This window comes from Micromonospora sp. NPDC005161 (genome assembly GCF_053599855.1).
In genome coordinates, this window is record NZ_JBSFYQ010000002.1 from 237,664 (window position 1) to 261,714 (window position 24,051).

Sequence of the window (24,051 nt, forward strand, 5' to 3'; positions counted from 1 at the left end):
GCTCAACGTCGGCCGTTGACCAGCACGGCACGCGCCAGCCGATCGCCGTAGAACGCCGGCTCGGCGCCCGGGCGCCAGGGCAGCGCGGCGACCAGCACGATCAGCGCGAGTGCGAGCGAGTTCTCCATCAGGGCGCCGAAGAGACCGTCCTGATAGTGCGACATCTCGGGCAGCTGGTGCTCGTACGGCCAGATCGGGGAGATCAGGAAGAGCAGGTAGAGCCCGATCGCGGCGACGCCGTGCCGGAGCCCGGTCAACGTCGGGTACCAGATCGGCGGGCGGAGCCCGTTGACCCCGGGCAGGCCGCCGAACGCCAGGCCCTGACCACTGCGCTGGGTCAACCCCCGGCTCGCCTCCCGACGGCGCACCGCCGCGTCGGCCAGCACGATGATCGCCGGGATCACCCAGACCAGGTGGTGCGTCCAGGAGATCGGACTGATCACGTTGGCGGTCAGACCGACCAGCGTGAACGCGGTCAGCTCGTCACCGTCGGCGCGGGAACTGGCCGCCCGGGACAGGCCCAGCGCCAGGATCAGCACCGAGAAGGAGAACCAGAGCAGACCGGGGGTCTCGATCGAGTCGTACAGCCGGGCCAGCAGACCGGCGAGCGACTGGTTGGGCGTCATGTCCGCCGCACCGACCCGCTCGGTCTGCCAGAGGACGCTGCCGAAGTAGGCCCGCGACTCGTCGCCGACGATCGCGAAGGACCCCACCGTCACGCCGATCGTGGTGCCGATCGCGGTGGCCGCCACCCGCCACTGGCGGGTGATCAGCAGGTAGGCGATGAACAGCGCAGGGGTGAGCTTGACCGCGGTGGCCAGGCCGATGCCCGCGCCGGCCCAGGCGCCGCCGTAGACGAAGCGCAGCAGGGGGCCGTCGGTCGCCGCGTAGTGGGTGCCCCGGCGGGAGCGCCACCGCAGCCCGATCAGGTCAGCCATGATCAGCGCGAACAGCAGGATGTTGACCTGGCCGTAGCCGAGGGTCTCCCGGCCCGGCTCGATCGCCACCGCGAGCGGCACCGCCACGGCCACGGTGAACCACAGCGGCCAGGCCAGCCGGTCCACGATGGGGCGGAGCAGCCCCGCCAGCACCAGCGCCAGCGCGGCGATGCTGGCCAGAGCGTTGACCATCCCGGCGGCGCCGATCGGCAACTGCGCCATCGGCAGCATGGCCAGCCCGGCGAACGGCGGGTAGGTGAAGCCGAGAGTTGTGCCCGGCGCGATGAACTCGTAGAGCTCATGACCGCTCGCCCACCACACCACCGCGCCGTGGTAGATCTTCATGTCGAAGAAGTTGTACGGCCGCCCGAACGCACCGATGGCCAGCCATGCGGCGTAGGCGACGGCGACCACGACGGCACCCCGTACGACTTTCGCGCGATCGATCCCGCGCGCCACGCGTTGGATTTGGGCGAGGCGGTCCGCCCGTCTACCGACAGTCGTCGGCATGGCGTGGCCACCCCCGTACCAAGATCGTCCTACCCGTCCAGGTCCTGCACGGAGCCTAGAACGGCGCCTCACGTCAGTGCCTCCCGCGTTATGCGACCGTGTCCGATCCCACACATGTTTTTGACATTTCCACCGCGTTAACGCCTACCGGGCGGTTCAGGTAATTCGTCGGCTTAGCGGGGGTGGGGGTGACGAAGGAACGGATCGAGGCAGGTCAGCCCGGAAGCCGACGCGCGGTGGAGGCGGACCGGACGGCGATCCGGGCCTCCCGTCGGGCGGTGCGGACCGCGCGCTGCATCGAACGTCGAGAGTGGCCGATGCGATGACCGGTCCGCCACCGTAGACCCGGCTTGCCCCCGGTGTCGGCCGCGGCGAGCAGCAGGCCGCCGAAGAGGCCCAGGTTCTTCAGAGCGTGAACCTGGTTGTTGTTCCGGGCCACCGGGTCGTCGTTGTTCCAGAAGGGATGCCCGGCGATGGTGACCGGCACCAGCGTGCCGGCGAGGACCAGCGCGGCGGGTCGGCTGAACCGACCGGTGGCCAGCATCAGCCCGGCGCCGACCTGCGCCGCGGCGTTGAGCCGGATCAGCGTCTTGGTGTCGGTGGGGAAGTTCGGGTGTGCCTTCTTCAGCATCGGCGCGACCTTGTCGGTCACCGGCTTGGCCGCCACCGCCAGCCGGTCCGGGTTGCGGAAGTTGCGGTACCCGCTGACCACGAAGATGCCGCTCAGCATGGCGCGGGCAAGGGAGCGTACGGGCTTCATGGATCAGTCATACCCCGTCACGGCGTTTGCTACCCCGGCAACCGCCGGATCCGAATCGGTGGCCGTACACATCCGCCACGCCGATTCGAGCGACCATCGCTGATGGAACGGCCGTCACGGGTAACGTCGCGCGGGTGACCACGCTGCGGCTACGACCCGAGGACCCGGCCGACACCGGCCCGGTGCGTCGGGTGCTGGCTGGCGCGTTCGCCCGGCCCGACGTGGCGACACCGCCGGAGGTGGGCCTGGTCGAGGACCTGCGCGGCACCGACGCCTGGTTGCCGGAGCTGGCCATGGTCGCCGAGTACGGCGGCGAGGTGGTCGGATACGCGCTGCTCACCCGGGTGCGGGTACGACCGGAGCAGGGCAGCGACGCGTCCGCCCTCGCGTTCGGCCCGGTGGCGGTCGCTCCGCACCGGCAGCGGCTGGGGCACGGCACGGCGGTGGTGCAGGCCGCTCTGGACGCCGCCACCGAGCTGGGCGAGCGGCTGGTCGTGGTCCTGGGCGATCCCGCCTTCTACCGCCGGTTCGGCTTCGGCCCGGCCGGCGAGCTGGGCCTGACCAGCCCGTGGGCCGGTCTCGGGGAGCCGTGGCAGGCGTTGGTGCTGCCGCCGTCCACCAGCGAGGAAGGGCCGCCGCCCGCCGGCGAGGTACTGTTTCCGGTGCCCTGGTCCCGGGTCTGACCCGGTCGGGCCAACGCGGGTGCCCGTCAGGCTGGCTGGGTGCGCAGGTACCGGCCGAAGTGCGGAACGGTGAAGGCCACCGTGCCCCGCTCACCGGAGTAGATCAGCCCCTTCTTGATGAGCGCGTCGCGCGCCGGGGAGAGGCTGGCCGGCTTGCGGCCGAGGGCCCGGGCGATCTCCGCGGTTGGCACCGCGGCGTCCATGTCGTCACGGACCGGACCTCCGGACTCGACCTCCACCAGGGACAGCGTGGCCATCGCCCGCATGTACTCGCGCTCGGCGGGCGTCGCCCGCTCGAACCGGGAGCCGAAGAAGCCGACCGCCAGCTCGGCCTCCGCCTCGGGCGCGGCGACCCGGACGTCGGCGGCGGTGATCGGCGAGCGCGGAGCATGGTCCCAGGTCGCCTTCCCGTACGCCTGGACGAAGTAGGGGTAGCCGCCGGACTTCTCGTAGAGAAGGTCGAGCGCCTTCTGCTCGTACTCCACCTCCTCGCGCTCGGCCGGCGCGCACAGCGCCTGGTCGGCGGCGATCCGGTCGAGCCGGTCGATGCGCTGGTAACGGAACAGCCGCTCGGAGTACGACTTCGCGGCGCTGAGCACGGCCGGCAGGTGCGGCAGGCCGGCGCCGACGACGATCAGCGGCGCGCCGAGCTGGGACAGCTCGTGGCAGGCGGCGCAGAGGGCTGACACGTCCTCCGGGCCGAGGTCCTGCATCTCGTCGATGAAGACGGCGATGCCGGTGCCCACGTCGCTGGCCACGGCGGCGGCGTCAGTGAGCAACTCGACCAGGTCGATCTCGATGTCACCGGAGTCGGCCCGACCACTCGCCGCCGGCACGTCGATCCCGGGCTGCCACCGGTCGCGCAGCTTCGGGGCGGCCCCACCCCGGCCGGTCGGGGCGGACCGTTGGGCGAACGCCTTGAGGACTCCGAGGAAGGCGTCGATCCGGTCGGGCGCGCGGTGCCGGGGCGCGAGCTCCCGGACCGCCATGTGCAGCGCGGCGGCGACCGGGCGGCGCAGGGACTGATCCGGCCGTGCCTCGATCTTGCCGCTGCCCCAGAGCCGGTTGATCGCCTGCGATCGGAGGGTGTTGAGCAGGACGGTCTTGCCGACACCGCGCAGCCCGGTGAGCATCAGGCTGCGTTCGGGGCGACCTCGGGCGATGCGCTCCAGCACGATGTCGAAGACGTCCAGCTCCCGCCCCCGCCCGGCGAGTTCGGGCGGGCGCTGACCGGCGCCCGGTGCGTACGGGTTGCGGACCGGATCCACGCATCGCACAGTATCGGGCCCTCTAGCTGAGGGGCTAGACATGGATAGATGGGGCTACCGGCGTGTCGGGGCCGTCGACAACAAACTAGGGCTGTCTAGCGTCCACGCTAGATAGCCCTAGTTTTGGCTACCGGCTACCGCTTCTTCAGGCAGAGCACGTAGTCGAACAGGTCGATCGAGTTGTCGTGCACGTAGTTCGCGGTGGCCTGCGGCGCGAGCGTCTCGCACCGGTCCCCGTCGCTCGTCGCCGGAATCCGCAGCAGCACCTGGTAGGTGTTGGGGCCGCACGGCACCTTGCGCAGCTCCGCGTCGTCCTCGGTGCCGTCGTTGACCACGCAGTCACCCTTGGCGAACTCGTCCTCGCTCGGGCTGGGCGCGGCCGAGGTCGGCGCGTCGCTGGGCAGGACGGGCGGAACGACCGGCGCGCTCACCGACGGCGCGGACGCGGCGTTGCTGTCGTCGTCCACGGCACTCCAGACCGCCCAACCCGCCAGGCCGAGGCACGGGCAGAGCAGGAGCAGCACCACCAGCGCGATGATCAGGGCGACCTTCCGGCCGGTCCTGTTCGCCGGTGGGGCGGGCGGCATCCCGTACCCGCCCGGCACCGGCGGGCCCCACGGCCCGCCAGGCTGCCCGGGCGGTGGACCGGCCGGCGGGAACGGACCGGGCGGCGGCGGGTAGCCCGCCCCGGGGGTGGGCGGCGGGTAGCCCGGGCCCGAGGTCGGCGGCGGAGCCCACATGGGCGCGGTGGGCGGCTCCGGCGGTGGGCCCCACTGCTGCCGGGTCGGGTCGTCCGGTGGCGGGCCGTCGGCGCCGGCCGCCGGGCGCTGGTACGGGTCGTCCGGCTGCCCGGCACCCGATGGTCCGTAGGTTGTCATGTCATCCCCAGGGTGGGTGGCCTCAGCGCTGCTTCAGGCAGAGGACGAAGTCGAGGGTGTCCAGCTCGCTGTCGAAGAAGTACCAGTTGGTGTAGCCCTCGACCTTGGCGCACTTGGCTTCGGCGTCCCGCTCACCGCTGGTCGCGCCGTCGATCCGGCGCAGCACCTCGTACGACTTCGGGGCGCAGCCGCTGATCAGCAGCTTGGGCTTGCCGCCGGCCGCGCCGTCGTTGCGGACGCACTGGCCCACCTTCACGAACCGCGGGTCGGCCGACGACTCGGGCGCTGCGGCGCTCGGTGCCGGCCCGGCCGGGTCGACGGCGTCCGCGCTGGGATCCTCGGCGACGGCCGAGCCGGTCGGAGCGGTCGCGGGGGCGGGATCGCTCGGATGGCTGAGGAACCAGAACGCCCCGCCACCGGCCACCACCAGCAGCAGCACGACGGCCAGCACCGCGATCAGCGGACCTCGACCACGCCCACCCGGAGCCGGCGCGGGGTCTCCGCCGTACGGACCGTCGTCGGGCCGGTACGACTCCCCGCCGCCGTACGCCGGGGCCGGGCTGTACGACCCGCCACGATAGGCGCCCTCCGAATCGCCGTAGCGCGGCTCGGGTCCGCCGCCGTAGGGCGCGGCGACCCCGCCGCCGTAGGGTGTGTCGCCGTAGGGCCCAGGTCGCCCCTGGGGCGCCGGCGGGTACGACTGCACCACCGGCGGGTAGGGCTCGTGCGAGGGCGGGTAGGACTGCTGGGGCGGCCGTCCGGGCGTCTCGTCGGGTCGTTGCCCACGCCACGGTCCCGGGACGCCACCACCCGGTGGTCCGTAGTTCGTCATGCCGCCCTCCTGCACAAGTGGTGAGAGGCCGGCCACCAATGCGCGACGCCGACTCCGTGGTCACCGTAGCGTGGTCCACCGATGAGCTCACCTCCACCGAGTGCCGCGGCCCTGGCCACCCGCCGCGCTGGCACCGCGCCGACCTTGATCTGGACCGCGTTGATCGTGGTCTACCTGCTCTGGGGCTCCACCTATCTGGGCATCCGCATCGCCGTGGAGACGCTGCCCCCGCTGACGTCGGCCGCCCTGCGGTTCGCCGTCGCCGGCGCGGTGCTGGCGGTGGTGCTGCGCCTGCGCCGAGGGCCGGGCGCGCTGCGGGTGGAGCGCCGACAGCTCGGCGGCGCCGCCCTGGTCGGGGTGCTCCTGCTCGCCGGCGGCAACGGCCTGGTGGTGCTCGCCGAGTCCGGGCCGCCCGGAGTGGCGGTGCCGTCCGGGATCGCCGCGCTGCTGGTGGCGACCGTGCCGTTGCTCGTGGTGCTGCTGCGTTCCGCCACCGGGGACCGACCTCCCGTCTGGACGTTCGCCGGGGTCAGCCTCGGCTTCGTCGGTCTGGTCCTGCTGGTGCTGCCCGCCGGCAGCGCGGACGCCGTGCCGCTGGTCGGGGCGTTGACCATCGTCGCGGGGGCCGCCTCCTGGTCGGTCGGATCGTTCCTGTCCGGGCGGATCCGGATGCCCGCTGACCCGTTCGTCGCCACGGTGTACGAGATGATGGCCGGAGCGCTGGTGCTGGCCGTCGTCGCCGCCGGGCGGGGCGAGCTGCGCGACTTCCACCCGGCCGAGGTCAGCACCCGGTCCTGGCTGGCGTTGGGCTACCTCATGGTGGCCGGCTCGCTGGTGGCCTTCACCGCGTACGTCTGGCTGCTGCACAACGCGCCGATCTCGCTGGTCTCGACGTACGCCTACGTCAACCCGGCGGTCGCGGTGGCGCTCGGCGCGTTGCTGGTGGCCGAGCCGGTCACCCCGCAGGTGCTGCTCGGCGGAGCGGTCATCGTGGCCGGGGTGGCCCTGGTGGTGACCACGGAACGTCCCCGCCGGCCCCGCAAGGAATCGCGATCGGGGAGCGCGGGCGAGGACGACCGGCGGTAGCCTCCGGCGCATGTGGGCCGCTGTGCTGGTGCCGGTGGCGTCGCTCGGCGTGCTGGTCGGCCTCGCCGTTCCTCCGCTGGCCCGACGATTCACCACGTCGCCGGCGCACTCCCCGTCGACGTCCCGACCCTGCCGGTGGGCGTGGCTGAGCCCGGCGGTGGCGGGCGTGGTGTTCGGCGGGCTCGCCGTGGCACTGCGTGACGACCCGGCGCTGCCGGTCTTCCTCGCGGTGGCGTCGGTGGGGCTGGTGCTGGCCGCGGTCGACCTGGCCTGCCTGCGGCTGCCCGACCCGCTGGTCCTGGCCATCGCGCTGCTCGCCCTGGGTGGCCTGTCCGGTGCGGCACTGCTCGCCGGTGACCCCATGCGGCTGCTCGGCGCGCTGGCCGGCGCGGCGGTCGCCGGCACGGCGCACGTGCTGCTGGCCCTGCTGCCCGACTCGCGGCTGGGTTTCGGGGACGTGAAGCTCGCCGCGGTCCTCGGCCTGCCGCTCGGCTGGCTGGGTCGGGACGCCCTGCTGACCGGGTTGCTCCTGCCGCACCTGTTACACGGCGGCGTGGTGCTCGGCCTGCTCGCCGCGCGGCGGGTGCGCCGGGACACCCTGCTGCCACTCGGCCCGGCCCTGCTCGCGGGCACCTGGCTCGCCGTGGTCCTCGCCTGAGCCGCCCCGACAGCGCTCACCGGACCGACGCGCCGGGCGCATCGTCGCGGGACGTCCGTTGCCGCGCATCGCCGTCACGGCAGGGGTCTCAGATGAGGCGGAGCTGGCGGTCCTTCGGCCGGCGCGGCTCGGCCTCGCCGAACCGCTCGAACAGCCCCGGGTCGATCGAGCCGAGGAATGGCGACGGCGCACAGTCGCGCTCGACCCCGTGACGGGTACGGCGGGCGGCGTGCGTGACGTACAGCCGGTCCTGCGCGCGGGTCAGGCCGACGAAGAAGAGCCGTCGCTCCTCGGCGACCGCGTCCTCATCGGGTGTCGAGCCCGGCCACCGCAGCGGCAGCAGCCCGTCCTCGGCGCCGACCAGGAAGACCACCGGGAACTCGAGGCCCTTCGCGGCGTGCAGCGTCAGCAGGGTGACCGCCTCCGCCCGCGGGTCGAGCGCGTCCACCTCGGCTCCAGTGGCCAGCTGCGACAGGAACGTCTCCAGGTCGTCACCGCAGCGTCGGGCCAGCGGGGTCAGCAGATCCACCGCCGAGCGGACGTCCTCGGGACGGCCCACGCCGGCACCGTCCAGGGTGGGCACGGCGAAGCGCTCCGCGACCACCTGGCCGGCCAGTCGCACCCGGGCGGCCAGCGAGCCGGCCAACCCGTCGGCGTGTCGCAGCTCGCGGGCGATGGCGGCCACCCCAGGTCGGTCCCGCAGCCGGTCGTGTGAGCGTTTCTGCACCGGAATGTTGGCCCGGGTCAGGGCGTCCACGATCGGCGCGGCCTGCGCGTCGGTGCGGTACAGCACGGCGATGTCGGAGAACGACAGCGAGGTGGACCGCCCGTCGATCCGACCGGAGTCCAGCGACCGGTGGGACAGCCCGCCGACCAGCTCGTCCACGGTACGGACCACGAAGTCGGCCTCCTCGGCGACGGAGGCCGCGGGGTAGCGGCCGACCAGCGGTGCCTCCGGATCGAGCCGGGCCGGGTCCAGCCGTCGGCCCCGGACCAGCGAGGACGGCGCGATGGCCTGCACGGCGGCGGCGAGGATGGGAGCCGAGGAGCGGTAGTTGCGGTTGAGCCGGACCAGCCGGGCGTCGGTGAAGTCCTGGGAGAAGCGCAGGAAGTAGCCGACGTCGGCACCCCGGAACGAGTAGATCGCCTGGTCCGGGTCGCCGATCGCGCACAGGTTGCCGTCGGCCGGGCTGAGCAACCGCAGCAGCTCGTACTGCACCGCGTCGACGTCCTGGTACTCGTCGACGAAGATCCACCGCCAGCGGTCCCGGTAGCGTCCGACCAGCTTCCGGTCGGCCCGCAGCAGCTCCACCGGCAGGCTCACCAGCTCGTCCAGGTCGACCAGATCCTGCTTGCGCAGCAGCGCGGTGTAGCCGGCCTGGTCGTCGCCGGCCTCCGACCGGGCCGCCGCCCGCTCGGCGTCGTCGGCGATCCGGAAGTCCACCGGCAGGCCCGCCGCGTCGGCGTTCTCCCGCAGGATGGTCAGCCCCAACGCGTGGAAGGTGCCCACGGTGACGTCCTCGGCGACCGGGCCGAGCAGCCCGTCGAGGCGGTGCCGCAGCTCCTCGGCGGCCCGGCGGGTGAAGGTGATGGCCAGACAGTGCTCGGGAAAGATGTTCAGCTCCGCGCAGAGGTACGCGATCCGGTGCGTCAGCGTCCGGGTCTTGCCGGTGCCCGGGCCGGCCACGATCAGCAGCGGCCCGCCGGGCGCGGACGCGGCCACCCGTTGCATCGCGTCCAGCCGGTCCAGCAGGCCGGTGCCGACCTCCTCCATGCCCGCGAGCATCGGCTCGAACGGCTCGTGCGGCGACGGCGGCGATGCGATCGGGGGGGCCGGCGGCGGAGCGGTCTTGCGCTTCGGCTCCGCCTTCGCCGCCGCGGGGCGCTTGGCCGCCGCCTGAGCTGCCGGCTCCGCGCGCTTCCGCTGCGCCGGCACCGGTACCTCGAACAGCGTCTCCTGCGCCGCACCGGCGTTGACGCCCAGCTCCACCGGGTCGAAGAGGGTGATCACTCCGTACTCGCCGTCGTAGCCCGGCACCCGGCGTACGTCGCCGCGCCGCAACCGTCCGATGCCCTCGGCGAGCAGCTCACCGCCCGCCCGGGCGATGTCGGTCAGCGGCGTCGTGGTCAGGATCTCCAGCTCGGGGCCGAGCGCGGCGAGCAGCTCGTTGAGTCGCCCCTCGACCTTCTTCGACCGGGCACCCACCCTGTTGATCTCGCCGAGGATCTCGGCCAGCGGCACCAGGTGGGTGACCTCCCGGGCGTGCGCCGGCCGGTGCCCCTCCGGGCGGTCCGCCAGCTCCTCGATCCGGCTGAGCACGCCCACGGTGAGCGGCTTGCCGCACTCGGGGCAGCGCCCGTCCGCGGCGCGGGTGCGCTCCGGCGTCCAGTTGATCCCGCACAGCCGGTGCCCGTCCGCGTGGTACTTGCCCTCCTCGGGGAAGAACTCGACGGTGCCGGCCAGGCCATCACCGGTCCGCAGCGCCTCCCGGACGGCGAAGTAGTTCCGCTCGGCGGTCAGCACGGTCGCCTCCCGGCCCAGCGCCGGCGGGGAGTGCGCGTCCGAGTTGGACACCAACTGGTAGCCGTCCAGGCTGCCGACCCGCCAGTTCATCGCCGGGTCGGAGGAGAGGCCGGTCTCCACGGCGAAGATGTGCTCGGCCAGGTCGGCGTAGCAGTCGGCGATCGCGTCGAAGCCGGACTTCGAGCCCAGCGCCGAAAACCACGGCGTCCAGATGTGCGCCGGAACCAGATACCCGTCCGGGCTCGCCTCCAGGGTGATCTCCAGCAGGTCGCGGGAGTCCAGCCCGAGGATCGGCCGGCCGTCGGAGCCGAGGTTGCCGATCCGGCCGAGCGCGGCGTTGAACCGGGCCACCGCGTCCAGGTCGGGCAGGTAGATCAGGTGGTGCACCTTGCGGGTCCGGTCGTCCCGCTTGTAGATCGTGGAGATCTCCACGCTCAGCATGAACCGGACCGGGTCTGCCTCCGCCGTGCCGGCGAGTCGAGGCGGCAGCCGGCGGGCGACGTCCCGCTCCGCCTCCGGGTCGAGCCGGTACAGCCCCGGTTCGGCCGGGCGCAGCGTCTCCCGGAGATGGTCGTACCAGGCGGGGTGGGTGAAGTCGCCGGTGCCGAGCAGGGCGATGCCCTTACGCCGGGCCCACCACGCGAGGTTCGGCGTGGTGAGGTCACGGCTGCACGCGCGCGAGTACTTCGAGTGGATGTGCAGGTCCGCGACGAATGGCGGGAGGCCACCGGGGGGTACGGCGCTGAACGGGGGCACGCCGCATCCTGTCACGCCCGCCGCGCCGGCCGCCCGCCGCCACGCGCGGACGTGACGTCCGCTATGCCGAGCGCAGCTCGACCAGGGTGATCTGCGGTTCGGCCCCGACCCGGACCGGCGGACCCCAGAAACCAGCGCCGTTGGTCACGTAGACCTTGGTGCCGTCGACCTCCCCGAGCCCACTGACCACCGGCTGTTCGAGCCGGACGGCCAGGTTGAACGGCACCACCTGCCCGCCGTGGGTGTGCCCGGACAGTTGCAGGTCGACGCCATACCGGGCCGCCTCCTTCGCCGCCACCGGCTGGTGCGCGAGCAGCACCACCGGGCGGTTCGGGTCGCGGTCACCGAGGGCGGCGGCGAAGTCCGGCCCGGCGGCGAGGCCGGTGCCCGTGCCCGAAAGGTCGTTGACGCCGGCCAGGTCGAGTACGCCGCCCCGGGCCTGGATCTCCTGCCGCTGGTTCTGCAGCACCCGCAGGCCGAGCCGGTCCACCTCCTGCACCCACTCCTCCACGCCCGAGTAGTACTCGTGGTTGCCGGTGACGAAGAAGCTGCCGTAGCGGGAGCGCAGGTCGCGCAGCGGCGCGGCGGCCGACCCCAGCTCGGCGACCGAGCCGTCGACCAGGTCACCGACGACCGCGACCAGGTCCGCGTCGAGGCGGTTGATCGCGGCGACGATGCGCTCGGTGTGCGCCCGGCCGCGCAGCGGCCCGAGGTGGATGTCGGAGACGGTGGCGATGCGCAGGCCGTCCATGCTGCGCGGAAGCTTGCCGAGCGGGATCTGCACCCGGTCCAGCTGCGGCGGGCCGAGCGCGGTGCGTACCCCGTACCCCGTGATGCCGGTGGCGGTGAGACCGGCGAAGATGGCTGCCCCGCGGGCCAGCAGCAGCCGGCGTGCCGGGTCGTGGTCGGGCGCACGGACCGCGCTGGCGGCCGGTGGATCGGTCGGCCCGGCGGCGCCGACCAGCACCGGCTCCGGTGCGGCGGTCGTCGCATCGGCGGCGGTGACCCGGCGGCGCAGCACCAGCCGGGTGACCAGCATCGGCACTTCCAGCACGACGAGCAGGACCAGCAGGTAGAACATCAACGCGAGCCAGAGGTAGCCCGGCCAGGCGAGCCAGTAGAGCCCGGCCTGGGTCCCGACGAGGGTGGCCGGCACGAGCAGCGCCAGCACCAGGCCCGCGACACCGCCGATGCGCCGCCAGCGGCCCGGCCCGGTGGTGTCCCGGATCAGCCGCTTCCACAGGTAGAGGTGGATGAGGCCGATGACCAGCGCCAGGACGGCCACGAACCCCAGAACCGCCAACATCTGCTGTGCCTCCCTCAGCCGCCCGCGAACGGTGGCAGAACATCGATCGTGGCCCCGCCTGGCAGGGGTGCCTGCCGATCATGACAGGTGACGCCGTCCACGAGGAAACTCGCCACCCGCAGCACGGCGGCCAGCCGGTCACCGTGCCGCTGGGCCAGCTCGACGGTGAGGTCGTCGAGCGACCGGCCGGCGGCGACGGCCTCCTCGGGGCGGCCGGCGGCGGCGCGCGCGCCGGCGAAGTAGCGGATGGTCAGCGGCCTCGGGTCCACGTCTCAGCCTCCGATCGCGGACATCGGCCGGGTCGGCTGGAGGAAGGTGGGGTCGTCGATGCCGTGCCCGGCGCGCTTGCCCCACATCGCGGTGCGCCAGCGTCGGGCCAGGTCGTCGTCGTCCGCGTCGGCGCGCAGGGCGGCGCGGAGGTCGGACTCCTCGGTGGCGAAGAGGCAGGCGCGGACCTGGCCGTCGGCGGTCAGCCGGGTGCGGTCGCAGTCGCCGCAGAAGGGGCGGGTGACGCTGGCGATCACGCCGACCCGGGCCGGACCGCCGTCGACCAGCCAGGTCTCGGCCGGCGCCGCGCCGCGTTCGGCCGGGTCGGGGCTGAGGTCGAAGCGGGTACGCAGGGAGGTGAGGATCTCCTCGGCGGTGACCATCGTGCTGCGGTCCCAGCCGTGCTGGGCGTCCAGTGGCATCTGCTCGATGATCCGCAGCTGGTAGTCGTGGTCGACGGCGAAGCGCAGCAGGGCCGGTGCCTCGTCCTCGTTGACGCCCCGCATCAACACAGTATTGATCTTGACGGGGTTGAGGCCGGCGGCGGCGGCCCCGGCGAGCCCGGCGAGCACCGCGTCCAGCCGGGCGCGACGGGTGAGCTGGGCGAACCGGCCCGGGTCCAGGGTGTCCAGCGAGACGTTCACCCGGTCGAGGCCGGCCGTGCGCAGCGCCGGGGCGAGCCGGTCGAGGCCGATGCCGTTGGTGGTGAGCGAGATCCGCGGGCGGGGCTCCAGCGCGGCGACCGCGGCCACGATGCCAACCAGCCCGGGTCGGATCAGTGGCTCGCCGCCGGTGAACCGCACCTCGGTCACGCCGAGCCGCTCGACGGCCACCCGGACCAGCCGGACGATCTCCGCGTCGGTGAGCAGCTCGGGACCGGCCAGCCAGGGCAGCCCCTCGGCCGGCATGCAGTAGGTGCACCGAAGGTTGCACTTGTCGGTGAGGGACACGCGCAGGTCCCGGGCGACCCGGCCGAACCGGTCGACGAGGACGCCGTCGGTCCGCGGGGCGACGCTCACCTGTCGACCGTAGCGCGCTCGGGCCGGCCCAGGGCGGCACGGGCAGTCTGGACGACGGCATCTCGGTAACCGCCGCCGAACAGCGCGGTGTGCACCAGCAGCAGGTGTAGTTGGTGCAGCGGCACCCGGTCGGGCCAGCCGTCGGGAAGCGGCCAGCTCTCCCGATAGGCGGCCAGGGCCCGGGCGAGGTGCGGGATGCCGCCGAAGAGTGCCAGCTGGGCGAGATCCGTCTCCCGGTGCCCGCCGTGCGCCGCCGGGTCGACCAGCCAGGCCCGGTCGTCGGCGCCCCAGAGCACGTTGCCCGGCCACAGGTCGCCGTGGATGCGGGCCGGCGGCTCCTCCCCGCCGAACTCGCCGACCCGACCGATCACCTGCTCGACCAGGCTGGCGTCGTCGCTGCTCAGCGCGCCGGCGTCGACCGATCGCCGCAGGTAGGGAGCGAGCCGCCGCTGGGCGAACCACGTCGACCAGGGGCCGTCGTCGGGATTGTTGTCCTGCTCGAGCGCACCGATGAAGCCGGGCCAGGTCGCACCGAAGGCCGGTGCGCCGGCCCGGTGCAGGTCGGCCAACTCCCGGCCGAAGCGCTCGGCCGCCTCCGACGTCGGCTCGCCGGGCTCCACCCAGTCGAGCGCCAGCATGTCGGGCAGCGCCACGATCACCTCGGGTACGGCGACCGCGCCGGCCTCCCGCAGCCAGCGCAACCCGGCGGCCTCGGCGGCGAAGAAGCCCTCCGGCACCGGCCGGCCTGCCCGCTCGGGCCAGGACTTGGCGAAGACCGAGTGGCCGTCGTCCAGGGTGAGTCGGGCGGCGGCGCAGATGTCCCCACCGGCGACCGGCGTCTCCCTGATCCGCTGGTGGGTCAGGAACGTCGGCAGGTGTGCCGGGTGCGCGCGCAGATACGCCAGGTCCATCAGCGCACGGTAACCGCTCCCCACGACACAACGGCACCGCCCGAACACATCAGGTCGGCCACCGGTGCCACCCGTTCCGTCCCAGCACCCGAGGATGCGCGTTGACCAGGGGCAACACGGAGAGTGACTGTGGATAAGCCGCGTGTCGTCCACAGGGGCGGCGAAGCCGGGCCAGCCCGTCGCAGGCTCCCGGCATGACCTCGACCGAACGCCCCCGGCTCGCCGTCCGCTCACCCGCCGACCTGCTCGCCGCCGTGCCGTACCTGCTCGGCTTCCACCCCGCCGACAGCGTGGTCGCGGTGGCGCTGCGCGGGCGGCGGATCATCTTCGCCGCCCGCGCCGACCTGCCCGATCCGTCGGCCGATCCGGTCGAGCCGGCCCGGCACCTGGCCGGGGTGATCCACCGCCAGGGCGCCGAGGCCGCGACCGTGGTGGGCTACGGACCGCCCGACCGGGTGACGCCGAGCGTGGACGCCGCGCGCGCCGCCCTGACCGGGGCCGGGCTGGAGGTGCTGGACGCGCTGCGGGTGACCGACGGCCGGTGGTGGTCCTACCTCTGCGCCGAGGTCGACTGCTGCCCGCCCGAGGGCCGGCCCTACGACCCGGCGGCCAACCAGGTGACCGCCTCGGCGGTCTTCGCCGGCCAGGTCGCGCTCCCCGACCGGGCCGCCCTCGTGGCGCAGGTGGCACCGGTGGACGGCCCGGCGCGGGACGCGCTGCGCGAGGCCACCGCCCGGGCCGAGCGGCGACTGACCGACCTGGTCGAGGAGGCGCCCGCGAGCGATCTGCTCGGCGGCCGGGCGCTGCGCTCCGCCGGGGTGGCGGCGGTCCGCGAGGCGCAACGCCGGCAACGGCGCGGCGAACGGCTCGACGACGACGAGGTGGCCTGGCTGAGCCTCCTGTTGACGCACCTGCCGATCCGCGACCACGCCTGGGAACGCACCGACGGTCGGGACCGGGACATCGCCCGCTGGACCGACGTGCTGCGCCGGGCCGAGTCGGAGCTGACCGCCGCTCCGGGCGCGCTGCTGGCGTTCGCGGCCTGGCGGGCGGGGCAGGGGGCACTGGCGGCGGTCGCGCTGGAGCGGACGCTGAGCCTGCACCCCGACTACTCGCTCGCCCTGCTCCTGGACGACCTGCTCCGGCGCGGCGTCCCCCCGTCCGAGCTGGACGGCTGGCCGTCGGTCGGTCTGCCCGGCGTGGTCCGCCCCCGCAGGCGGAGCCGACGTGGCCGCCGGTGACCGATCCCCTCCAGCATCTGGTAATACCGTGGGTGCTACCAGGTTTGGTAGGCTGGCGAGCATGACCGCGAAGCGCTCCGTGAGCCTCCCCGACGACGTGGCAGAGTGGCTCGACCGGCAGCCCAACGTCTCGGCGGCGATCACCGCGGCGGTCCGGGCTCAGATGGCCCGCGCGCACCTCGACGAGGTGCTGCGGCGTGCCGGCATTGAGGTGACCGAGGCGGGCAAGGCGCGGTGGCGTGAGCGCCTGGCGGCACCCATTCCGGCGGACGCCCTGGCCGAGGGGCGCCGGATGTTGGGCGACGCCGGATGAGCGATCGGATCGCGGCCGTGTTCGACGCGTCGGCGTTGACGGCCTACATCGAGGGCAACGTCTCGGTGGGGGAGTTGATGCTCCAGGTCGCCGATGAGGGACGTCAGGTGGCCGTCCCGGCCGCCTGTCTGGCGGTTGCCTTCGCGGGCGCGGGCGACGAGGTTGGTGCCGCGCTGCTGGCCCTGATGATGAGTGCCCCGGTCATACGCCTGCTGCCGCTCGATGCGGACGACGTGCGAGACGCCGGCACGCTGGCCCGCGCCGCGGATGGAGACATCTCACTCGGCCATGCCGCCAGCGCGGCACTCACCCACGAGGCGCACTACGCGACCGCGCAACCCAGGCTGGCGGCGAAGGTGCTACCGACCAACTGGAGCATCCTCGACCTGGACTGACGAGCGGCTGCATTCCGGCGCCAGGAGGGCCGGCAGGCGATCGGCGTGTTCGGTGTGGTCCGAACGATGTACGCGTTTCTCCTGTCAGCGGTCGACTCGGCAGAGCAGACGCCACCGGACAATCATCAGGTGCCCCTGCCAAACGAATGCCCCAGATGAGCGTCGGACTGCTGCTGTCGCTCGCAGGCCTGGCCCTGGTCGACAGCACCAGCATCGGGACTCTCTTCATCCCGGTCTGGTTGCTGCTCGCGCCCGGGACGGTCAACGCCCGGCGGATCCTCGTCTACCTCGGCACGATCGCCGTCTTCTACTTCGCCGTCGGGCTGCTGCTCGCCGTGGGCGGCAGCCGGCTGGCCGACGTACTCGGCGGGGCGCTGGACAACCGGCCGGTGCTCTGGGCGCAGCTCGTCCTCGGGGTCGGGCTGTTCGCGCTCAGCTTCCGCTACGACGGCAAACGACGCCCGCGCGGCGGCGGTGTGCTGCGCTGGCGGGACCGGGTCACCGCCGGCGACTCCTCGGCGCGATGGCTGGTGGGGCTGGCGCTGCTCGCCGCGCTCGCGGAGGTGGCGACGATGCTGCCGTACCTCGGCGCGGTCGGCCTGCTGACCACCTCCGGGCTCGGCGCGGCGGAGATCGTGGGGCTGCTCGCCGGCTATTGCCTGGTCATGGTGCTGCCGGCGGTGGTGCTGCTGGGGGCGCGGATGGCGTGGCCGAGCCTGGTCGAGCCGGTGCTGGTCCGGCTCAACGCCTGGATCGTGCGGCACTCCGGCGGCATGCTCGGCTGGATCCTCGGCATCGCCGGTTTCCTGCTGGCCCGTGACGCCGGCATCCGGCTGGGGCTGTTCGAGTAGCTGGCCGATCAGATGGTGACCCGCTCGGTACGGGTGTAGACGTTCATCGTGGTGCCACGCAGGAAGCCGACCAGCGTCATTCCCGCCTCCTCGGCCAGCTCGGCGGCGAGGGTGCTCGGCGCGGAGACCGCGGCCAGCAGTGGCACTCCGGCCATCCACGCCTTCTGGGTCAGCTCGAAGCTGGCGCGGCCGGAAACCAGCAGCAGGTGCCCGGCCAGCGGCAGCCGTCGTTCCCGCACCGCCCAGCCGATCACCTTGTCCACGGCATTGTGTCGACCCACGTCCTCCCGGAGCACCACCAGCTCTCCGGCGGGCGAGAAAAGCCCCGCCGCGTGGAGCCCGCCGGTCCGGTCGAAGCCGCGTTGGCCGGCACGCAGCCGGTCGGGCAGCTCGGCGAGCAGGGCGGCCGGCACGGTGAGCGGGTCCGCCGCCACCGGGAACAGCGAACGGGTTCGGACGGCGTCGATGCTGGCCTTGCCGCAGACCCCGCAGGAGCTGGTCGTGTAGAAGTTCCGGGTCGGGTCGGTGGTCGGTTCCGGCACCCCGGGGGCGAGCACCACGTCCACCACGTTGTACGTGTTCGGCGTCTCCGCGCCGGCGCAGAGCTGCGCGGTCTGCACGTCGTCGGTCGACCGGATCAGCCCCTCGGTCAGCAGGAAGCCGATGGCCAGGTCCAGGTCGTCCCCGGGGGTGCGCATGGTGACCGCGAGCGGCCGTCGCCGGCCGGGGCCGGCCGGGCCCACCCGGATCTCCAGCGGCTCCTCCACCGCCAGGCTGTCCGGCCGGCGGACGGGTCCACGCCCGTCGGTCGCCGCGTCCAGGTCGATCCGGAGTACGCCCCGTCGGTCAGTCGCCCGTCCCATCCCGCCATCCTGCACCCCGCGCCGGTACGCCCGCACGGCCACCGGGCATCGGCGCCGGCCGCCGACCGGATGGTGGCACGGCTACCGTGGCCGGATGGGGACGTACGCCGCGGTGGTGCTCGCCGGTGGGGCGGCCCGACGGATGGGCGGGGTGGACAAGCCCGCGCTCCCGGTCGGCGGCCGGTCGATGCGCGACCGGGTGCTGGCCGCCGTCGCCGATGCCGCGCCGAGGGTGCTGGTCGGTCCGGCGGGCGCGGTCCCGCCCGGCGTACGGGTGACCCGGGAGGATCCGCCCGGCGGGGGACCGGTCGCCGCGGCGGCGGCCGGGCTGGCACTGCTCGACCCGGCAGCGAACCTGGTCGCGCTGCTCGCCGCCGACCTGCCGCTGCTCACCCGCGCCGCGATCGGCGAGCTGCTGACCCACCTGGCCGCGTCGCACACCGGACCGGCGGGCGGCGGCACCGTCGGGCTGGAGCGGCTACCCGACGGGGCGTGCTTCGTCGACGCGGATGGGCGGCGGCAGTCGCTCTGCGGGGTGTGGCAGGTCACCGCGCTGCGTGCCGGGATGGACCGGCTGGCGGCCGAGCGGGGCGGCAGCCTCGCCGGGGCTCCGGTCCGGGCGCTGCTGGCCGGCCTCGTCGTCCGCGAGGTGCCGTGGTCCGGTGACGGCCCGCCGCCCTGGTTCGACTGCGACACTGACGAGGACGTACGCCGGGCGGAAGAGTGGGCGCGATGACGGTGATGGACGACTGGGTGACGGCGGCCTGTACCGAGCTGGACCTGGGCCCGGCCCAGGTGCCCGTGCCGGTGGTGCTGGACCTGGCCCGCGACGTCGCCCACCAGGTGTTGCGACCCGGCGCGCCGGTCACGGCGTACCTGCTCGGGCTGGCGGTGGGCCGGGGCGCCGACCCGGCGGACGCCGCCGCCCGGCTCAGCGCCCTCGCGGCCACCTGGCCGGTCGAGCTGGGCTCCGATCCCGCCGGTCCGTCAGCGGTCTGACCGGCGGCTTCCGCGCCGATGAGAACCGCCGCGGATCCGTGGCGGGCCATGCCGGTGTCCGATCCCGGTCGGGGCTGATTCGACGCCCGGACGGCGTGGGTAGGGTGATCGTGACGGACGGAGGCGATCATGACGGCTGACCACCCCTCGGCGCCGAACAATGAGCTGCCCGGCGGTACGGCCGAGCCGGCGGAGTCGATCCTGCTCGACGAGCCGAGCACCACGGATCTGCGGGCCAAGGTGACGGAGGCGTGGCAGGAGTTCGCCCGCGCGCTCGCCGTCCGGCTGCGGGAGCTGCCCGCTGGCGCGCACCTCGAACTGACCCTGGACCCCACCGCCTCCGGCACCGGGGACGCCGTCTACTCGATCAGCGTCGACGTGGACGGCGACGGCCGGTTCTCCGCCCGGGCGGTCGGCAACGCCACCCTGCCGGCGGGCTACCGCCTGGATCGCGCCGCGGTGGCGGACATGGTCGCGCTCGGCTGGTCCCCGCCGGGGGTGGTGGCCGGCTCCGGTGGTTTCTTCGGGTTGGACGGCACGACAGCGGAGGCGACCCGGATCGCCGCGCTGCTCTCCCGGACGCTGCGCGACGTCTACGGCGCCCCGCACCCGGCGTTCCTCGTCTACCTGGTACAGGACGCCGAGGGTGAGCCGCTGACCGTGGAGCCGCTGGGCACCGCGCGTAGCGAGTTCGGCCCGGACGCCGACGTCGAGGCCGACCTGGAGGAGGCACTGGCCGAGGCGGCCGCCGCGCAGGTCGAGCGGGACGACGTGCTCGACCTGGCGGATCGGGTCCGCACCGTGGTCTCCACCATGCTGAAGTCCGACACCGACCGGTTGCAGGTCGACTCGGACGGCGACATCAACATCCGCGCCGGTTCGGCGATGGTCTTCGTCCGGGTGCGGGACAACCCGCCCCTGGTGGACGTCTTCTCCCCGGTGCTCACCGAGGTGGAGCCGACCGAGCGGCTCTACGTCAAGCTCTCCGAGTTGACCAACCGGATGCCGATCGGCCGCCTCTACTGCGCGGAGGACACGGTCTGGGCGTCCATTCCGGTCTTCGGCCGCAACTTCCAGGCCACCCACCTGATGCTGGCGGTGCAGGTGATGACCGGGCTCGCCGACGAGCTGGACGACCGGCTGCACGGCGAGTTCGGCGGCAAGCGGTTCTTCGGCGAGGGCGACAAGCCGGTCCGGCGTGACGAGTCCGAGCACCGCACCGGCATGTATCTCTGAGCGTGGTTTCAGGAGACGTCGAGCAGGGTCTTGCCGACCGTCGAGCGGGCCTCGATGGCGGCGTGCGCGTCGGCGGCGCGCTCCAGCGGGAAACGCTGCCCGATCACTGGCCGCAGCCGGCCGGCCGCCGCCTCCGCCAGCGCCCGACCGGTGTACGCCCGCAGCCGCGCGGGCGGCACGTCCGGCCGGATCAACGCGACCTGCCGTGCGGTGGCGGCCTCCACGGACACCGGTGACCACTCGCCGCTGGCCAGCCCGAAGCTGACCATGCGGCCGCCCGGGGCCAGCAGCTCGAAGGCCGTCTGGGCGACCGGTCCGCCGACACCGTCGAACACCGCGTCGACCCCGCCCACCGCGTCCCGGATCCGGGCGGCCCAGCCCGGCGCGCGGTAGTCAACGGACAGCTCGGCACCCAGTCCGGGTAGCAGGTCCACCTTGCGTTGCCCACCGGCCACGCCGATCACCCGGGCACCGGCCCGGGCCGCGAGCTGCACCAGCAGACTGCCCACCCCGCCCGCCGCGGCCTCCACCAGCACCCGGTCCCCCGGCTGGACGCCGACCGCCTCGGTCAGCATCGTGGCGGTACGTCCGTCGGCCAGCAGCGCGACCGCCGCGTCCAGCGCCAGCCCGGCCGGAACCTCGATCGGCGCGGTCGCGTGCACCGCCACCCGTTCGGCGTATCCGCCGGAGCCGCCCGTGGCGCTGACCACCCGCCGCCCGGTCAGCCCGGGGTCGACGCCCGGCCCGACGGCGGCGATCACCCCGCCGACGCCGTTGCCGGGGATCAGCGGCGGGGTGACCCGGAACGGCCCGGGGCGACCGGAGCGCTGCTGCGTCTCGACGAAGGTGATGTTCGCGTGCGCGACGTCGATCAGCACCTGACCTGGGCCGGGTGCCGGGTCGGGTGCCGGGCCAGGCACCAGCACCTCGGGCCCACCGAATGCACGTATCCAGACCGCCCGCACGGAACCCCCTCGACCGTGGTGGGCGTTCTGCCCACACTCCGCCGCCAGTTCATCTGTTGAACCGGGCTTGAGGTCAAGGGCGGGTGGGGCCCGGAAACCCCGAGGTCGGCCGGTGCGGCGGGCGGATCCGGTCAGCGGGTGGAGGGGCCGACGCCGGGGGATTCGACCAGCCGGGAGAGCACGATGGTGCTGCGGGTGGAGGTCACGAAGGACTCGGCGCGTAGCCGCTCCAACGCCGCCTCCAGGTGGGCGATGTCGGCGGCGCGCAGGTGCACCAGCGCGTCTGCCTCACCGGAGACGGTGTACGCGCCGACCACCTCCGGGTGCCGGCGGGCCGCCACGCCGATCTGCGCCGGGGTGGTCCGGCCGGCACAGAACAGCTCGACGAACGCCTCGGTGGTCCAGCCGACGGCCGCCGGATCAACCACGGCCGTGAATCCCCTGATCACGCCGGTGGCGCGCAGTCTGTCGACCCGGCGCTTGACCGCCGGGGCGGAGAGTGACACCCGGGTGCCGATGTCGGCGTACGACGCGCGGGCGTCGGCGACGAGCAACGCAATGATCCGCTGGTCTACCGCGTCTATCTGCAACGTTCCGCCTCTGGGAAGCAATGGTTGTGGCTGTTACCAAAGTTCAACGGTACCTACTCTTGGTGACCGTGAACCAGCAGCGAGTCCCGCGAAAGCGGACATATCTCATGTGCTCGCCCGAGCACTTCGCGGTGGAATACGCGATCAATCCGTGGATGGACGTGACCACTCCCGTTGACCGGAAACTGGCCGTCAAGCAGTGGGACCGGCTGCGCGAGACGCTGGTCGGTCTCGGCCACGAGGTGCACCTGCTCACGCCCGAGCGGGGCCTGCCCGACATGGTGTACGCCGCCAACGGCGGCTTCGCGGTGGACGGCAGTGTCTACGGCGCGCGGTTCAAACACGAGCAGCGGGCCGCCGAGGCCGCCCTGCACCATGCCTTCTACGAGTCGCAGGGCTGGCGGTTCATCGCCCCGAGCGAGACCAACGAGGGCGAGGGTGACTTCGCGTACGTGCCGGAGGCGCACGGCGGGCTCATCCTGGCCGGGCACGGCTTCCGCACCGAGATTCCGGCGCACGCCGAGGCGCAGGAGGCGCTGGGCCGGCCGGTGGTGTCGCTGCGTCTGATCGACCCGCGCTTCTACCACCTGGACGTGGCGCTCGCCGCCATCGACGACTCGAACATCGTCTACTTCCCCGGGGCGTTCTCCGCGGCCAGCCAGCGGGTGCTCACCCAGCTCTTCCCGGACGCCGTGATCGCGGACGACGAGGACGCGATGGCCTTCGGGATCAACCTGGTCAGCGACGGCGCGAACGTGGTGCTCAGCAGCGAGGCCACCCGGTTGGCCGGCAAGCTCAAGGCCGCCGGCTACACCCCGGTCCCGGTCGATCTGGCCGAGCTGAAGAAGGGCGGCGGCAGCGTGAAGTGCTGCATCGGGGAACTCCGGCACTGACCGGAACACCGCCGCGTACGTCCGGGGCTGGCCTCCCGTTGGGGGAGGCCGGCCCCGGGCCGTGCTCGTGGTGGGCGGTCAGCCCAGCGTGGCCAGCTCGTTGATCAGCACGTTCGACATGACCTGACCGTCGCGCTGCACCTCCCGCAGGTACCACTTCTGCTGCGGGGTGCGCGGCTGGTTGAACTGCCAGATGCCGCGCGGGCTGTCGATCTGGCCGATCTTGCCCAGTGCCAGGTTGACCTGCTGGGGGGTGGGTGACCCGCCGGTCAGCTGGATCGCCTGGTCGAGCACCTGCGCCGCGTCGTACGAGGCCATCGCGTAGGTGGTCGGCGTGACCTGGTACTTCTTGCGGTAGGCCGAGGCGAAGACCCGGTTGGACGTGTTGTTCAGGTCGGCCGAGTAGTTCAGGGCGGTCTGGATGCCGAGCGCGTCCCTGTCCATGCTCTCCAGCACGCTGCCCTCGGTGAGGAAGCCGGGTGCGTACACCGGCCCGGAGAACTGGTCACGCAGCTGCTTGATGAACTCCACCGCCGCCGCGCCGGCGTAGAAGCAGACGACCGCGGTCGGCTTCTTGGTCAGCGCCTTGCGGATGTCCGCGCCGTACGTGTTCTTCCCGGGGTTCGGGGTGGGGTTGGTGTTGGTCACCGGGTCGGCGATCCGCGGGTCGCTGGCACCGAACTCCTGCCGGAAGCCCCGCACCACGTCCGGGCTGCCGACGTTCTCCGGCATGATCATCGCGATGCGGCCGTTCGACGGCAGCTGGTCGCGCAGGTAGCGGCCGAGCGCCCGGCCGGCCTCGTCCAGCACGTAGGACGTCCGCCAGATGTAGAAGACACTCTGCAGGCTGCTCGGCGAGGCGTTGGAGCCGATCAGCGGGACCCGGGCCTGCTCGACGGTGTCCCGGATGCCGACCATCACCGCCGAGTTGACCACACCGGTGAGCGCCAGCACGCCCTTCTTGAGCAGGTCCTCGACGGCGGCCTTGCCGGTCTTGGCGGTGTCGCCCTCGTCGGCGGTCAGCAGCTCCACCGGGTGCCCGCCCAGCCGCTGGTCGTGCAGGTCGAGGAAGAGCTGGAAGCCGTTGGTGATGTCCTCACCGATGCTCTTGAAACCGCCGGCCTCCGGCGTGATCAGACCGATCTTGATCGGGCCCCGGCTGGCGGTCGACGGGTCGTCGGTGTCGGAGCCGCACGCGGCGGCGAATCCGGTGGTACCGAGCGCGGCCAACAGCTGGAGCGCCCGCCTGCGATTCATCTGCGACACCGAGTTCCTTCCCAGAAGCGTTGCAGGGCAGAACACCGCCCCT

Annotated in this window: 24 protein-coding genes and 1 pseudogene; 11 read left to right on the plus strand and 14 right to left on the minus strand. The window is 73.3% G+C overall.

Annotation, left to right across the window (positions count from 1 at the left end):
• Positions 1-2 precede the first annotated feature (2 nt).
• Both ACWD5O_RS03250 and ACWD5O_RS03255 read right to left on the minus strand, forming a co-directional pair.
• Complete coding sequence (locus ACWD5O_RS03250) at positions 3-1,448, minus strand: glycosyltransferase 87 family protein (protein ID WP_354967133.1); 1,446 nt, start codon at positions 1,446-1,448, stop codon at positions 3-5.
• Between the two features lie 214 nt (positions 1,449-1,662).
• Positions 1,663-2,208 carry a DoxX family protein gene (locus ACWD5O_RS03255; RefSeq protein ID WP_387324967.1) on the minus strand — a complete coding sequence of 182 codons (546 nt, stop codon included), beginning with the start codon at positions 2,206-2,208 and terminating at the stop codon, positions 1,663-1,665.
• 134 nt (positions 2,209-2,342) lie between these two features.
• Here ACWD5O_RS03255 and ACWD5O_RS03260 point away from each other — a divergent pair, with 134 nt between their 5' ends.
• Positions 2,343-2,891, plus strand: a complete 549-nt coding sequence (locus tag ACWD5O_RS03260; protein ID WP_450084464.1) for a GNAT family N-acetyltransferase — start codon at positions 2,343-2,345, stop codon at positions 2,889-2,891.
• Between the two features lie 26 nt (positions 2,892-2,917).
• Here the strand turns inward: ACWD5O_RS03260 and ACWD5O_RS03265 are convergent, their stop codons facing one another.
• The 3 genes and pseudogenes from ACWD5O_RS03265 to ACWD5O_RS03275 all read right to left on the minus strand — a co-directional run.
• Positions 2,918-4,159 (minus strand): AAA family ATPase, encoded by a 1,242-nt coding sequence (locus tag ACWD5O_RS03265; RefSeq protein WP_387324970.1) that lies wholly within the window; start codon positions 4,157-4,159, stop codon positions 2,918-2,920.
• A 134-nt stretch (positions 4,160-4,293) separates the two neighbouring features.
• On the minus strand, positions 4,294-4,701 hold the full coding sequence (locus ACWD5O_RS03270; protein WP_387325177.1) for an LppU/SCO3897 family protein: 408 nt from the start codon (positions 4,699-4,701) through the stop codon (positions 4,294-4,296).
• 358 nt (positions 4,702-5,059) lie between these two features.
• Positions 5,060-5,566 (minus strand): annotated as a pseudogene (locus ACWD5O_RS03275) (LppU/SCO3897 family protein); the annotation flags it as partial.
• 384 nt (positions 5,567-5,950) lie between these two features.
• Between ACWD5O_RS03275 and ACWD5O_RS03280 the strand changes: the two are divergent.
• On the plus strand, positions 5,951-6,955 hold the full coding sequence (locus ACWD5O_RS03280) for an EamA family transporter (RefSeq protein WP_450084465.1): 1,005 nt from the start codon (positions 5,951-5,953) through the stop codon (positions 6,953-6,955).
• Between the two features lie 10 nt (positions 6,956-6,965).
• On the plus strand, positions 6,966-7,613 hold the full coding sequence (locus ACWD5O_RS03285; RefSeq protein WP_450084466.1) for a prepilin peptidase: 648 nt from the start codon (positions 6,966-6,968) through the stop codon (positions 7,611-7,613).
• Between the two features lie 88 nt (positions 7,614-7,701).
• On the opposite strand, the gene ACWD5O_RS03290 is transcribed toward ACWD5O_RS03285, so the two are convergent.
• From ACWD5O_RS03290 to ACWD5O_RS03310, 5 genes are all read right to left on the minus strand, one after another.
• Positions 7,702-10,893 (minus strand): UvrD-helicase domain-containing protein, encoded by a 3,192-nt coding sequence (locus ACWD5O_RS03290; protein WP_450084467.1) that lies wholly within the window; start codon positions 10,891-10,893, stop codon positions 7,702-7,704.
• Positions 10,894-10,954: 61 nt separating this feature from the next.
• The gene (locus ACWD5O_RS03295) at positions 10,955-12,199 is read right to left on the minus strand and encodes a metallophosphoesterase (protein WP_354967140.1); all 1,245 of its coding nucleotides are present in this window, start codon (positions 12,197-12,199) and stop codon (positions 10,955-10,957) included.
• A 14-nt stretch (positions 12,200-12,213) separates the two neighbouring features.
• Positions 12,214-12,468, minus strand: coding sequence for a MoaD/ThiS family protein (locus ACWD5O_RS03300; RefSeq protein ID WP_354967141.1), 255 nt, complete (start codon positions 12,466-12,468; stop codon positions 12,214-12,216).
• Positions 12,469-12,471: 3 nt separating this feature from the next.
• Positions 12,472-13,485: a GTP 3',8-cyclase MoaA gene (moaA, locus tag ACWD5O_RS03305; protein WP_387324983.1), complete on the minus strand. Its 1,014-nt coding sequence runs from the start codon at positions 13,483-13,485 to the stop codon at positions 12,472-12,474.
• The gene (locus ACWD5O_RS03310) at positions 13,482-14,396 is read right to left on the minus strand and encodes a fructosamine kinase family protein (protein WP_387324986.1); all 915 of its coding nucleotides are present in this window, start codon (positions 14,394-14,396) and stop codon (positions 13,482-13,484) included. Before ACWD5O_RS03310 ends, moaA begins: the two co-directional genes overlap by 4 nt.
• Positions 14,397-14,590: 194 nt before the next feature.
• Between ACWD5O_RS03310 and ACWD5O_RS03315 the strand changes: the two genes are divergently transcribed.
• The 4 genes from ACWD5O_RS03315 (at position 14,591) to ACWD5O_RS03330 (ending at position 17,196) form a co-directional block, all read left to right on the plus strand.
• Entirely contained in the window at positions 14,591-15,637 is a 1,047-nt protein-coding gene (locus ACWD5O_RS03315) for a DUF4192 domain-containing protein (RefSeq protein WP_450084468.1), read from the plus strand.
• Positions 15,638-15,698: 61 nt separating this feature from the next.
• Entirely contained in the window at positions 15,699-15,950 is a 252-nt protein-coding gene (locus tag ACWD5O_RS03320; RefSeq protein WP_354967145.1) for a hypothetical protein, read from the plus strand.
• Entirely contained in the window at positions 15,947-16,345 is a 399-nt protein-coding gene (locus tag ACWD5O_RS03325; RefSeq protein ID WP_387324994.1) for a hypothetical protein, read from the plus strand. Before ACWD5O_RS03320 ends, ACWD5O_RS03325 begins: the two co-directional genes overlap by 4 nt.
• Before the next feature lie 155 nt (positions 16,346-16,500).
• Complete coding sequence (locus ACWD5O_RS03330) at positions 16,501-17,196, plus strand: GAP family protein (RefSeq protein WP_449939824.1); 696 nt, start codon at positions 16,501-16,503, stop codon at positions 17,194-17,196.
• An 8-nt stretch (positions 17,197-17,204) separates the two neighbouring features.
• On the opposite strand, the gene fdhD is transcribed toward ACWD5O_RS03330, so the two are convergent.
• Complete coding sequence (fdhD, locus tag ACWD5O_RS03335) at positions 17,205-18,059, minus strand: formate dehydrogenase accessory sulfurtransferase FdhD (protein WP_450004801.1); 855 nt, start codon at positions 18,057-18,059, stop codon at positions 17,205-17,207.
• 94 nt (positions 18,060-18,153) lie between these two features.
• Here fdhD and mobA point away from each other — a divergent pair, with 94 nt between their 5' ends.
• The 3 genes from mobA to ACWD5O_RS03350 all read left to right on the plus strand — a co-directional run bounded on the left by mobA (position 18,154) and on the right by ACWD5O_RS03350 (position 20,294).
• A complete protein-coding gene (gene mobA / locus ACWD5O_RS03340) occupies positions 18,154-18,795 on the plus strand; it encodes a molybdenum cofactor guanylyltransferase (protein WP_449939829.1) in 642 nt (213 codons plus the stop codon).
• Complete coding sequence (locus ACWD5O_RS03345) at positions 18,792-19,058, plus strand: DUF6457 domain-containing protein (protein WP_354967150.1); 267 nt, start codon at positions 18,792-18,794, stop codon at positions 19,056-19,058. Before mobA ends, ACWD5O_RS03345 begins: the two co-directional genes overlap by 4 nt.
• 129 nt (positions 19,059-19,187) lie before the next feature.
• Complete coding sequence (locus tag ACWD5O_RS03350) at positions 19,188-20,294, plus strand: T3SS (YopN, CesT) and YbjN peptide-binding chaperone 1 (RefSeq protein WP_354967151.1); 1,107 nt, start codon at positions 19,188-19,190, stop codon at positions 20,292-20,294.
• Between the two features lie 8 nt (positions 20,295-20,302).
• On the opposite strand, the gene ACWD5O_RS03355 is transcribed toward ACWD5O_RS03350, so the two are convergent.
• Together ACWD5O_RS03355 and ACWD5O_RS03360 are read right to left on the minus strand one after the other, a co-directional pair.
• Entirely contained in the window at positions 20,303-21,259 is a 957-nt protein-coding gene (locus tag ACWD5O_RS03355; protein WP_449939831.1) for a zinc-binding dehydrogenase, read from the minus strand.
• A 131-nt stretch (positions 21,260-21,390) separates the two neighbouring features.
• The gene (locus tag ACWD5O_RS03360; RefSeq protein WP_074315467.1) at positions 21,391-21,849 is read right to left on the minus strand and encodes an Lrp/AsnC family transcriptional regulator; all 459 of its coding nucleotides are present in this window, start codon (positions 21,847-21,849) and stop codon (positions 21,391-21,393) included.
• Between the two features lie 59 nt (positions 21,850-21,908).
• On the opposite strand from ACWD5O_RS03360, the gene ddaH reads away from it, so the two are divergent.
• Complete coding sequence (ddaH, locus tag ACWD5O_RS03365; RefSeq protein WP_449939834.1) at positions 21,909-22,742, plus strand: dimethylargininase; 834 nt, start codon at positions 21,909-21,911, stop codon at positions 22,740-22,742.
• 78 nt (positions 22,743-22,820) lie between these two features.
• Here the strand turns inward: ddaH and ACWD5O_RS03370 are convergent, their stop codons facing one another.
• On the minus strand, positions 22,821-24,008 hold the full coding sequence (locus ACWD5O_RS03370) for an ABC transporter substrate-binding protein (protein WP_354967154.1): 1,188 nt from the start codon (positions 24,006-24,008) through the stop codon (positions 22,821-22,823).
• Between the last annotated feature and the right edge of the window lie 43 nt (positions 24,009-24,051).